The sequence below is a fragment of the Planomonospora algeriensis genome (genome assembly GCF_977012225.1).
The window spans coordinates 1-10540 of sequence record NZ_CDRNDK010000215.1 but is presented as its reverse complement, the minus strand read 5'-3'; the positions used below and the strand labels follow the sequence as shown (position 1 = coordinate 10540).

Here is a 10540-nt window from a genome sequence, read left to right as displayed (position 1 = left end):
CTCAGCCTGAGACCGATTCGGTGATCGGACGGCGCGATCCGCCCGCCCGCCCGGTCGCGTTCCGTCCGGTCGCGTTCCGTCCGGCCGGGGCGCCGCTCCCCGGGATGGTCCCCGGTCCGCTTCCCCGCGCCGTCCGGGCCAGCGGGAAGGCCAGTGCGAGCAGGGTGGCCGACTCGGCCAGCCGCCGCCGCCCGCGCCGCTCCCACTCGGGGCCGTAGGCCGACAGCGCGGCCACCTCCAGCTCCGCGGCGAACGCCCGTGCCGTCGGCGGCCGGTCCCGGGGGTCACCGGCCAGGCCGCGCGCGACCAGCCCCGCACCGGAGCCGGCACCTGTTCCGCCGGGGCGGCCTCTCGCCGGTGCGCCGCCCCGGCGAGGGGGACCTCCCGGTACGGCCGCCGCCCGGTGAGGCACTCGAAGAACACGCAGGCGGCCGCGTAGAGATCGGCCGCCGCGCCCGGCGGCCCCCCGGCCCGCAGTTCGGGCGCGGTGTGACCCGGCGTGCCGGCCGCCCCGGGGGCGACCACGCCGAAGTCCGTGAGCCTGCCGGTCCCGTCGGCCTGGACCAGCACGTTCTCCGGCCGGAGGTCACGGTGCAGGACGCCCGCCGAGTGGGTCCTGGACAGGCCCAGCAGGATGCCCTTGAGCACGGCCAACGCCGCTTCGGGGCTCATCGCGCCGTGGTCGCGGAGGATCCCGCGGAGCGGGACGCCGTCCACCAGCTCCATGACGATCGCGGCCTGGAGCACGTCCTCGTAGTACTCGTAGACCCTGACGATGTTCGGATCGTCGAGCTCGACCATGACGCGCGCCTCCTCGCGGAAGCGCGCCGTGAAGCGGCCGTCGTCCCGCAGCGCGGCGTCCAGGTACTTGATGGCCACGTAGGCGCCGGTGCCGGAGTAGGTGGCCAGCACCACCCGTCCGCCGCTCCCGGTGCCGAGCTCTCGAACCTCGCGGTATCCCGGAACCATGCAGTCCCCCTCCGAGCGCCGTCGCCTGTTCGACGGTCTCACCCGGGGGGTCGGTTGTCACGGTTCGCGAGCTTTGACGGAGGGTGGTGGTGATGTCACTCCGCGCGAGCGCATCGGCCGGACGGCTCATGGACGGTTCCCCGGGGCGGGGACGGAAGGACTTTGGTCCTCCCGCTTTCCGGTCAGGTGCCCGCGGGCACTGCCGATGAGGGGGGCGTTCCTCCCGGAGCAGCGTGCTTCCGAGGCCGAGGACCGCCTGTGCTCCCGCGCACCGCCGTCGCCGCAGACGAGCCGCCGGGCGGCGAGCACACCCCACCGCTTCTCCGCGCGTGCGCCGCGAAGGAAGGACCCGAACCATGACCGAGGACCGTTCCACCAGGTGGATCCTCTGGCAGCGAGACCCCAAGCCGGAGGTCCGGGACGACCGTCCCGCAGGCGTGCTCTGGGAGAGGCCGGACGCGGCCCCCGGCGCGGGCTCCACCCTGCTCGCCCCGTCCGTGCCCGGCCAGACCCGGCTCGAGACGCCCCCGCCGGCCTCCGGCCCGGTGCGGATGCAGCCGCGGGCCGTGCACGAGCAGCCCATGGGGATCACCCAGCACTCCGGCCTGATCGCCGAGATCATCGACAGGCGCCTGGTCGAGGTGGAGTTCCAGCCGGTGGTGGACGTGGTCCATAACCAGGTGGTGGGGTTCGAGGCGCTGAGCCGCGGGCCGCGGAACTCGCCGCTGCGGGCCCCGGACCATCTGTTCGCCGCGGCGCGCGCAGTGGGCCGCGCCGGAGAGCTGGACTGGATCTGCCGGGCCGAGGCGTTCCGGCAGATGCTCGCCCGCGACATGCCGGGCGCGGTCTCGCTGTTCGTCAACGTCGCCGCCGACTCGCTGATCGTGGAGTGCCCCGAGGACCTGCTCCCGGTGGTGTGGGAGGCGACCCGGAAGCTGAGGGTGCTCATCGAGATCACCGGGGAGGCGATGGGCCGCCACCCCCGGCAGGTGCTGGAGACCGTACGGCGCGCCCGGGCCGCGCGGTGGGGGGTGGCGATCGGCGAGATCGAGTTCAGCCCGGCGGGTCTGGGGATGCTCCCGACGCTGGAGCCCGACGTGGTCAAGCTCGACCACCACCTGCTCACCTACGGCCGGGCCTACGCGGGCCAGGCGATGACGGCGGTGCTGAGCGAGGTCCAGCACTCCCGGGCCACGCTCCTGGTGGAGAACGTCGAGACCCAATCGGGCCACCTGACGGGCCGCAGCCTGGGCGGCAACTACCAGCGCGGCTACTTCCACGGCCGTCCCGGCGCGCTGCCGGCCACCGTGCCCCAGCCCAAGGCGCCCATCCGCCTGCGCGAGGTGGCCGAGGAGCCGGAGATCTCCCCGTGGGACCAGGTGGTGCGGGCGGGGGCGCACGTCTCCAGCGGGCTCAGCTGGGAGGAGGTCAACGGCCTCACCCCGACGCTGGCCGGGCCCATCGCCCAGGCCGCCGTCTCCCCGGTCGTCGCCTTCCTGCTGCCCGACGGCCACGGCTGGGACACCGAGATGGCCCTGCTCTACCGCGTCCTGCTGGCCCGCTGCCCGCTGGTGCTGGTACTGGGCTCCGACGTGGCCAAGCACAGCAACTGGCGGGTCCGCGGCGCCGACCTGCCGAGCGGGCACCCGCTGCTGGACCACGGCTTCCTGGTGGCGCTCTCCCCCTCCTCGGCCCTCGTGGTCATGGCCCGGCAGCAGGACGCGGCCGAGGACCTGTGGGAGGTGGCCATCAGTGAGAACGCCGAGCTGGCCCGCGGGCTGCTGCGCCACACCATGGACGTCATCGACGTCCTGGAGGGGGGAGTGCGTCACACCGCCCACGCGGCGTGACGCCGACCCCGGCGGGTCAACCGGGCCTCCGGTGACGTAGCATCGCGGCCGACTGCCGGTGAGGGCGCGCGCCTCCGACGGATTCGGGGGGACGGACCGTGCGCGGATCGGATGGGCCGGGCGCCGGGCGAGGAGCGGTCGAGCGCCCCTACGTGCTGCTCAGCTGTGCGATGTCCGTCGACGGATACATCGACGACGGCACCTCCGAGCGGCTGCTGCTCTCCGGGGACGAGGACTTCGACCGGGTCGACGAGGTCCGGGCCGGCTGTGACGCGATCATGGTCGGGGCGGGCACCGTACGCCGGGACGACCCCCGCCTGCTGGTCCGCTCGCCGCTCCGGCGGCGGGAGCGGACGGCGCGCGGGCTGCCGGCCTGCCCCGCCAAGGTGACGCTGACCGCGACGGGGGACCTCGACCCGGCGAGCCGGTTCTTCACCGCCGGGGACGCGGAGAAGATCGTGTACGCGGCGTCGGGGGCGGTGGACGCACTCGCCTCCCGGCTGGGCGGGGCCGCCGCGGTGGTCGACGCGGGTGATCCCGTGGACCTCGGCAGGGTCCTGCGCGACCTGGCCGGACGCGGCATCCGGCGGCTCATGGTCGAGGGAGGGGGCTCGGTGCACACCCGGTTCCTCCTGGAGGACCTCGCCGACGAGATCCAGCTCGCCGTCGCGCCGTTCTTCGTCGGCGATCCCGCCGCGCCGCGCTTCGTCGGCGGCGGGCGCTTCCCGCAGGGTCCGCGGCGGCGGATGGACCTCGTGGAGGTCCGCGCGCTCGGCGACGTCGTCCTGCTGAGATACCTGATCGGCCGGGAGAGGCCCGCGGAGCGGGGGGCCCGGTGAACGACCACGACTGGCTCCGGCTGGCCTGCGAGCTGGCCCGGCTCTGCCCGCCCTCACCGGCCGCCTTCTCCGTCGGGGCCGTCGTGGTCGCCGCCGACGGCGCCGAGCTGGCGCGCGGCCACTCCAGGGAGGGCGGCGACCCCCACGTGCACGCCGAGGAGGCCGCGCTCGCCAAGATCCCGGCCGGTGACCCCCGGCTGCCCGGCGCCACCGTCTACAGCAGCCTGGAACCGTGCAGCGTGCGCCGCTCCCGCCCCATGACCTGCACCCGGCTGATCGTCGGCAGCGGGGTCCGCCGGGTCGTGCTGGCCTGGCGGGAGCCCGTGCTCCTGGCCGACTGCCACGGGGCCGAGGAGCTCGCGGCGGCGGGCGTCACCGTGGTGGAGCTCCCCGAACTGGCCGACCTCGCCCGCGAGCCCAACGCCCACCTGCTGCGCGGAGCGGCGGGCGTCCGGGGAGCGGACGGCCGCCGCGGGCCGGGCGACGGGACCGGCGCGCCCGCCTGACCGGGCCGTTCGGGGCGACGGGATCGGCGGGGCGGATCTCGACCGGCACGCCGGGACGCCTCATGTCCGGGTTCAGGCGATCACTCGGCTCTCCCCGCCGTCCACCAGGACGGAGACGCCGGTCATGAAGGAGGCCCGCTCGCTGGCCAGGAACGCCACCACGTCGCCGACCTCCTCGGGGCGGCCCAGCCGGCCCACGGGCACGCGCTCGGCCCGCTCGGCCAGACCCTCCGGCGTGGGCGTCGTCTCCCTCAGCCGGTCGGTGAGGATCGGCCCCGGCAGCACGTTGTTGACCAGCACGCCGTCCCGGCCGGCCTCGCGGGCGAGGGTGCGGACCACCCCGGCGACCGCGGGACGGGTCGCGTTGGACAGCGCCAGCCCGTCGAGCGCCTCGCGCGCCGACCGGCTGGTGATCGTGACGATCCGACCCCAGCCGCGCGAGCGCATGTCCGGCAGCACGGCCCGGATCAGCCGGACGGTGCCCAGCAGGTTGCGGTTGACCGCCGTGTCCCAGTCATCCGGGTCCACCTCCAGGAAGTCCCCCGCGGGGCCCGCCCGCGTTCGCGACCAGGATGTCGACCGGCCCCAGCACCTCGCGCGTCTCCTCGACGACCCGCGCGGCGGCCTCCGGGTCCTCCACGTCGGCGAGCACCGCGTGCACCGTCCCGCCGAACTCCTGCAACTCCACCACGGCGTCGGCGAGCCGCTCGGGGGAGCGGGCGCTCACGCAGACCGCGCAGCCCTCCCTGGCGAGGCTCCTGGCCGACGCGAGGCCGAGCCCCGCGCTGCCGCCCGTGACCAGGGCGACCCTGCCTTCGATTCCGAGATCCACGACTCGACGCTACACGGCGGGCGGGCGGGGAACGCGGAGGCCGCGGACACCCCCGGCAGGGTGTCCGCGGCCTCCGTCCCCCGGATCGCCCGCGGGATCAGACCTGGCCGGCCTTCTCCAGCGCGGAGCAGCAGGTGTCCACGATCAGGCGGGTCACCACGTACGGGTCGACGTTCGCGTTCGGGCGGCGGTCCTCGATGTAGCCCTTCTTCTCGATCTCGACCTGCCACGGGATGCGGACCGAGGCGCCGCGGTCGGAGACGCCGTAGCTGTACTTGTTCCACGGGGCGGTCTCGTGGTGGCCGGTGAGGCGGTCCTCGATGCCGTGGCCGTAGTTCTTGACGTGCTCGAGGGGCTTGTCGCCCTCGCCCAGCGCCTCGCAGGCGGTGATGATCGGGTCGAAGCCCTCACGCATCGCCTTGGTGGAGAAGTTGGTGTGCGCGCCGGCGCCGTTCCAGTCGCCCTTCACCGGCTTGGCGTCCAGCGTGGCGGCGATGTCGAACTCCTCCGCGGTGCGGTAGAGCAGCCAGCGGGCGATCCACATGTGGTCGGAGACCTCCACCGGGCCCGCCGGGCCCACCTGGAACTCCCACTGGCCGGGCATGACCTCGGCGTTGATGCCGGAGATCGCCAGACCGGCCTCCAGGCAGCGGTCGAGGTGCTTCTCGACGACCTCGCGGCCGAAGACCTCGTCGGCGCCGACGCCGCAGTAGTAACCGCCCTGCGGGGCGGGGAAGCCGCCCAGCGGGAAGCCGAGCGGGCGGCCCTCCTTGAAGAAGGTGTACTCCTGCTCGATGCCGAACCAGGACTCCTGGTCGGCGAACTTCTCGGCGACCTCGGTGAGGAGCGCGCGGGTGTTGCTGGAGTGCGGGGTCATGTCGGGGTTGAGCACCTCGCACAGGACCAGCACGTGGTCGCCGCCGCGGATCGGGTCCGGGCAGGTGAAGACCGGCTTGAGCACGCGGTCGGAGGAGTGGCCGTCGGCCTGGTTGGTGCTGGACCCGTCGAAGCCCCAGATCGGGAGCTCTGCGCCGTCCGCGAGGACTCGCGTCTTCGAGCGGAGCTTGGCGGTCGGCTCGGTGCCGTCGATCCAGATGTATTCAGCCTTGAAGGTCATCGGCGGAGTCCTTGGGGAGGGAGTGGTCTGCTGCCCCTGAAGAGTCGCAAGTCGCGATTTCGCATCTGTTGCCCATATGTGAACGTGGTGTTACTTGAGTCCGTTCGGGCAGGCAGGGACGCCGGAAAATCCTCACAAGGCGGTTCTGCCCCGGTGAGCTGGGCTTATCCGGTCGTCGGCGGCGAACGCCGGCGGTCGCTGGCGGCCCGCCGGTTTCCGTGTTGGAGTGGTGCCGTGGCACGCAACCTGATTCTCTCCGGCGGCCCCTTCCACGACTTCCCCGCGACCTCCGCCGCCCTGGCCGAGACCCTCGCCGAGGTCGGAGTGGAGTCGGACGTCACCGACGACATCACCGGCGGTCTGGCCGACGCCCCCGAGTACGCGCTGATCACCGTCAACGCCCTGCGCTGCCGGATGACCCCCGACCACCTGGCCCCGCACCGCGACCGGTGGGGACTCGAACTGCCCCCGCAGGCGCGTACGGCGCTGCTGGACCACCTGGAACGCGGCGGCGGCCTGCTCTGCATGCACGCGGCGTCGATCTGCTTCGACGACTGGCAGGGCTGGCCCCGGGTGCTGGGCGGCCGCTGGGAGTGGCCGAAGTCGCACCATCCGCCGCTGGGCTGGACCACCGTCCGGGTCCACGGCGACCACCCGATCGTCGAGGGCCTGCGGGACTTCGACCTGGTCGACGAGGTCTACAGCGACCTGACGATCCTGCCCGACGTCACGCCGCTCGCCTCCTCGATGGGCCAGCCCCTGGTCTGGGCCCGCCCGGTACGGCGCGGCCGCCTCGTCTACGACGCGCTGGGCCACGACACCCGCTCCTACGACAACCCGGTCCACCGCACCCTGCTCCGCCGGGCCGCCCAGTGGCTGCTCAAGCACCCGATGAGCCAATGACCCCGCCGCCGGGGAGGCTCGCAAGCGGCACCCGATGAGCCGGTGACCTCGCGGCGGCGGGCTCGCAGACGGCGGCCGGCGGGCGGGTGACCGCCGGGGCCGGGTCCGCGGGGGGCCGGCGGGCCGGCGGTCCTCAGGCGGGCGGGACCCCGAAGATCCGGGCCGAGGCGGACTCCTGGGCCAGGCGGCGCATGACGTCGAGGACGCGGCCGTGCACGACCGTGCCGACCACCAGCGCCTCGACCGCCTCCTCCCGGGTGCGGTCGACGGGGATGGTGCGGATCTCGTGCTCGGAGACGAGCCGCATGGCCGTCTCGGCGTAGGGGCGCAGGGCGTCGCCGGTGGCGGGCAGGCCGAGCCGGTCGAGGGTGAGGACGGCCTGGGCGAGCTCGTCGCGGGCGGGGGCGGCGTCGTCGACCTGCCAGCCGAGGTCGGCGATGAGGCGGTCGGCCTCGGCCCGGGCGCGCAGCCACTCCTCGTCGCCGGGACGGGCCTCGACCGGCGGGGAGATGGCGTAGTGGGCGGTGCCGAGCACGCGGTGCATGGCCATGCTCTCGTCCTCCACCGCGGTGATCACCTTGCGGATGGCCGCGATGGGCAGGTGGCCGACCTCCAGCAGCGCGCGGATCAGGCGGAGCCGCCGCACGTGGCGCTCGCCGTACTCGGCGCGGGTGGCGGAGGTCTGCTCCCCGGCGGGCAGCAGGCCCTCGCGCAGGTAGTACTTGATCGTCGGGATGGGGACGCCCGAGGCGGCGCTGAGCTGCGAGATCCTCATCAGTGGATAGTACAACTAGCCAATAGGTGCGGCGCTCTCGCCGCCGATCCGGGCCGCGTCCCGCAGGGCCGGGCGGACGTCGATGACCTCCATCCCGGCGGCCAGCGCGGCGGCGACCCCCTCGTCGGTGTCCTCGTAGGCGACGCAGGCGTGCGGGAGGACCTCCAGCCGCCGGGCCGCGAGCAGGTAGACGTCGGGGGCGGGTTTGCCCTCCCGGACGTCGTCGCGGGTGACGACCGAGTCGAAGAGCGGGAGCAGGCCGGTGGCGCGCAGGGTCTCCCGCACCCGCCCGCGCGATCCGCCGGAGGCCACCGCCATGGGCACCCGGCCCCGGTGCGCCTCGGCGACCGCGACCACCTGCGGGTGCGGCGCGACGGTGTCCACCAGCCACCGGTAGGCGTCGGCCGCGGCGGCCGACACCAGCCGGTGGTCGAGCTCGGCGCCGGTCTCGGCCTCCAGCTCGGCCAGGAGGCGGTCGCCGGACAGGCCGGTCCGGGCGTGGTACCAGGCGGGGTCGAGCTCGACCTGCCAGGTCTCCAGGGCCGCCCGCCACGCGGTCTCGTTGGCGGCGGCGGTGTCCACGAGGGTCCCGTCGCAGTCGAAGATCAGGGCGGCGTACGGCCGCGCCGGCTGGAGTCGTTGGTCGAGCATGGCCGCCTAACGCACGTGACGTCTGGATCACGGCAAGCCTATCGGCGAATGCGGCCGGCGGCCCGGCTCCGTCCGCAAACGGCCCCCTCGCGAGGTTCCGGCGCGTCCGACGCCCGGCGCGTGCCGTCCCCCGGGCCTCCGCCGGGCGCGTGCCGTCCCCTGGGCCTGCGCCGGGGGCGGTGACGGGTGATCGGAGAAGTGCGTATTCCCTGATATAAGGTAAGGCTTGCCTAAAATTAGGGAGGTTCGATGCGCTGGACGGGGCTCGCCGTCTCCTTCGCGGTGCTCGCGGCGGTCGTCGCGCTCAGCGTCGCGGTCGGCGCGCAGGCGATCCCGCCCGGGGAGGTCTGGCAGCAGCTCTGGCACCCCGACGGCGGGGAGACCGCCGCGGTCGTCCACGACCTGCGCGTCCCGCGGACGCTGCTGGGCGTCCTCGTCGGCGCCGCGCTGGGCCTGTCCGGGGCGCTCATGCAGGCGCTCACCCGCAACCCGCTGGCCGACCCCGGCATGCTCGGGGTCAACGCCGGGGCCTCGCTGGCCGTCGTCTGCGCCATCCTCTTCTTCGGGATCACGGACCTGCGGATCTGGGTCTGGTTCTCCCTCCTGGGCGCGGCACTGGTCACCGCCGCCGTCCACGCGCTCGGCACGACCGGGCGCGGCGCGGCGAACCCGGCCCGGCTGGTGCTCGCCGGCGCGGCCGTCAGCGCCTGCCTGCTCGCCGCGATCAACGCGGCGCTCACCCTGGACGCCGGCGTGTTCAACCAGTGGCGGTTCTGGGACGTGGGCGCGCTCGCCGGGCGCGACGCGGAGGTCGTCCGGCAGGTCGCGCCCTTCGTCGCGGCCGGAGCGGTCCTCGCCCTCGCGCTCGGCCGCGGCCTCAACGCCGTGGCTCTCGGCGAGCAGACGGGACAGGGCCTCGGGGTGAACCTGGGACGCGTGCGGCTGGCCGGGGCGGCGGCGATCATGCTGCTCTGCGGGGCGGCGACAGCCGCGGCCGGGCCCATCGGCTTCATCGGGCTCATGGCCCCGCACGCCGTACGCGTCCTCACCGGTCCCGACCACCGCTGGATCCTGGCGCACTCGGCGCTGCTCGCCCCGGCCCTGCTGCTCACCGCCGACATCGTGGGCCGGATCGTCGTACGGCCCGGCGAGCTGCAGAGCGGCATCGTCACCGCGTTCATCGGGGCCCCGGTCTTCATCTACCTGCTCCGCCGCCGAAGGATCGCCAGCCTGTGAGCGCCTACCGCATCATCCGCACCCCGTCGCGCCGTGTCTCGTTCCGGGTCCACCTGCGGGCCTCGGCGGTCCTGCTGGGCCTGCTGCTCGCCGCCGCCGCGGTCGGGCTGCTCGCCCTGGGGACCGGGTCGGCGATCTCGGTCGGGGACGTCGTCAGGACCCTTGCCGGGCGGGGCGACGCCATGAGCGAGATGGTGGTCTACGAGCTGCGCGCCCCGCGCGTGCTGCTCGCCCTGCTGGTCGGGGCGGCGCTCGGCGTCGGCGGAGCCGTCGTGCAGAGCCTGTCCCGCAACCCGCTCGGCAGCCCGGACATCATCGGGGTGAACGCGGGCGCGGCCGTGGGGGCGGTCCTGATGCTCCTGGTCGTCGGCGCCGTGACCCCGCTCGCCGTCACCGTGGGCGCGCTGGCCTGCGGTCTGGGCGCGGGACTGCTGGTGTACGTCCTGTCCTTCAAACGGGGAGTGCAGGGCACCCGGCTGGTGCTCGTCGGCATCGGCGTGACCGCCATGCTCCACTCGGTCATCGCCTACCTGCTGACCCGCGCCGACCTGTACGAGTCGCAGGGGGCGAAGGTGTGGCTCGTCGGGAGCCTGGCGGGCAGCGGCTGGGAGCAGGTGTGGCCGATGGCGGCGGTGCTGTCGGTGCTGCTCCCGGCGGCGCTGGCGCTGAGCCGCTCGCTGAGCACGATGGAGATGGGCGACGAGACCGCCTCGGCGCTCGGCCTGCCGGTGGAGCGGCTCCGCCTGGCCCTGCTGCTCGTCGCCGTGCTGCTGTCCGGGGCGGCGGTCTCCGTGGCCGGTCCCATCGTCTTCGTGGCGCTGGCCGCGCCGCAGCTCTCCCGGCGGCTGGACCGGGCCCGGGC

The 10540-nt window shown here is 74.5% G+C and carries 12 protein-coding genes; 6 read left to right on the top strand and 6 right to left on the bottom strand.

Going from position 1 to position 10540, the window contains the following annotated elements:
* On the bottom strand, nt 1-969 hold a 969-nt coding region (locus ACWJ6R_RS21115), incomplete at its 3' end, for a serine/threonine-protein kinase (protein WP_449063886.1).
* A 356-nt stretch (nt 970-1325) separates the two neighbouring features.
* Here ACWJ6R_RS21115 and ACWJ6R_RS21110 point away from each other — a divergent pair.
* From ACWJ6R_RS21110 to ACWJ6R_RS21100, 3 genes are all read left to right on the top strand, one after another.
* On the top strand, nt 1326-2819 hold the full coding sequence (locus ACWJ6R_RS21110) for an EAL domain-containing protein (RefSeq protein WP_449063885.1): 1494 nt from the start codon (nt 1326-1328) through the stop codon (nt 2817-2819).
* Nucleotides 2820-2989: 170 nt separating this feature from the next.
* Complete coding sequence (locus ACWJ6R_RS21105; protein WP_449063887.1) at nt 2990-3658, top strand: RibD family protein; 669 nt, start codon at nt 2990-2992, stop codon at nt 3656-3658.
* Entirely contained in the window at nt 3655-4164 is a 510-nt protein-coding gene (locus ACWJ6R_RS21100) for a deaminase (protein ID WP_449063884.1), read from the top strand. Before ACWJ6R_RS21105 ends, ACWJ6R_RS21100 begins: the two co-directional genes overlap by 4 nt.
* A 72-nt stretch (nt 4165-4236) precedes the next feature.
* Here the strand turns inward: ACWJ6R_RS21100 and ACWJ6R_RS21095 are convergent, their stop codons facing one another.
* From ACWJ6R_RS21095 to glnII, 3 genes are all read right to left on the bottom strand, one after another.
* On the bottom strand, nt 4237-4692 hold the full coding sequence (locus ACWJ6R_RS21095) for an SDR family NAD(P)-dependent oxidoreductase (protein ID WP_449063883.1): 456 nt from the start codon (nt 4690-4692) through the stop codon (nt 4237-4239).
* The gene (locus ACWJ6R_RS21090; RefSeq protein ID WP_449063882.1) at nt 4679-4996 is read right to left on the bottom strand and encodes an SDR family NAD(P)-dependent oxidoreductase; all 318 of its coding nucleotides are present in this window, start codon (nt 4994-4996) and stop codon (nt 4679-4681) included. Before ACWJ6R_RS21090 ends, ACWJ6R_RS21095 begins: the two co-directional genes overlap by 14 nt.
* 97 nt (nt 4997-5093) lie before the next feature.
* Complete coding sequence (glnII, locus tag ACWJ6R_RS21085) at nt 5094-6113, bottom strand: glutamine synthetase (protein WP_449063881.1); 1020 nt, start codon at nt 6111-6113, stop codon at nt 5094-5096.
* Nucleotides 6114-6347: 234 nt separating this feature from the next.
* Here glnII and ACWJ6R_RS21080 point away from each other — a divergent pair, with 234 nt between their 5' ends.
* Nucleotides 6348-7016, top strand: coding sequence for a ThuA domain-containing protein (locus ACWJ6R_RS21080; protein WP_449063880.1), 669 nt, complete (start codon nt 6348-6350; stop codon nt 7014-7016).
* 133 nt (nt 7017-7149) lie between these two features.
* Here the strand turns inward: ACWJ6R_RS21080 and ACWJ6R_RS21075 are convergent, their stop codons facing one another.
* Complete coding sequence (locus ACWJ6R_RS21075; protein ID WP_449063879.1) at nt 7150-7791, bottom strand: MerR family transcriptional regulator; 642 nt, start codon at nt 7789-7791, stop codon at nt 7150-7152.
* 15 nt (nt 7792-7806) lie between these two features.
* Nucleotides 7807-8442, bottom strand: coding sequence for an HAD family hydrolase (locus tag ACWJ6R_RS21070; RefSeq protein ID WP_449063878.1), 636 nt, complete (start codon nt 8440-8442; stop codon nt 7807-7809).
* Nucleotides 8443-8691: 249 nt separating this feature from the next.
* On the opposite strand from ACWJ6R_RS21070, the gene ACWJ6R_RS21065 reads away from it, so the two are divergent.
* Together ACWJ6R_RS21065 and ACWJ6R_RS21060 are read left to right on the top strand one after the other, a co-directional pair.
* Nucleotides 8692-9678, top strand: coding sequence for a FecCD family ABC transporter permease (locus tag ACWJ6R_RS21065; protein WP_449063877.1), 987 nt, complete (start codon nt 8692-8694; stop codon nt 9676-9678).
* Nucleotides 9675-10540: FecCD family ABC transporter permease (locus tag ACWJ6R_RS21060; protein WP_449063876.1), on the top strand; the 866-nt coding region annotated here is incomplete at its 3' end. The genes ACWJ6R_RS21065 and ACWJ6R_RS21060, both read left to right, overlap by 4 nt.

Coding starts and splice junctions, on each gene's coding strand:
- ACWJ6R_RS21110 (WP_449063885.1), top strand. CDS start 1,326: ATGACCGAGGACCGTTCCACCAGGTGGATCCTCTGGCAGCGAGACCCC.
- ACWJ6R_RS21105 (WP_449063887.1), top strand. CDS start 2,990: ATGTCCGTCGACGGATACATCGACGACGGCACCTCCGAGCGGCTGCTG.
- glnII (WP_449063881.1), bottom strand. CDS start 6,113: ATGACCTTCAAGGCTGAATACATCTGGATCGACGGCACCGAGCCGACC.
- ACWJ6R_RS21075 (WP_449063879.1), bottom strand. CDS start 7,791: ATGAGGATCTCGCAGCTCAGCGCCGCCTCGGGCGTCCCCATCCCGACG.
- ACWJ6R_RS21070 (WP_449063878.1), bottom strand. CDS start 8,442: ATGCTCGACCAACGACTCCAGCCGGCGCGGCCGTACGCCGCCCTGATC.
- ACWJ6R_RS21065 (WP_449063877.1), top strand. CDS start 8,692: ATGCGCTGGACGGGGCTCGCCGTCTCCTTCGCGGTGCTCGCGGCGGTC.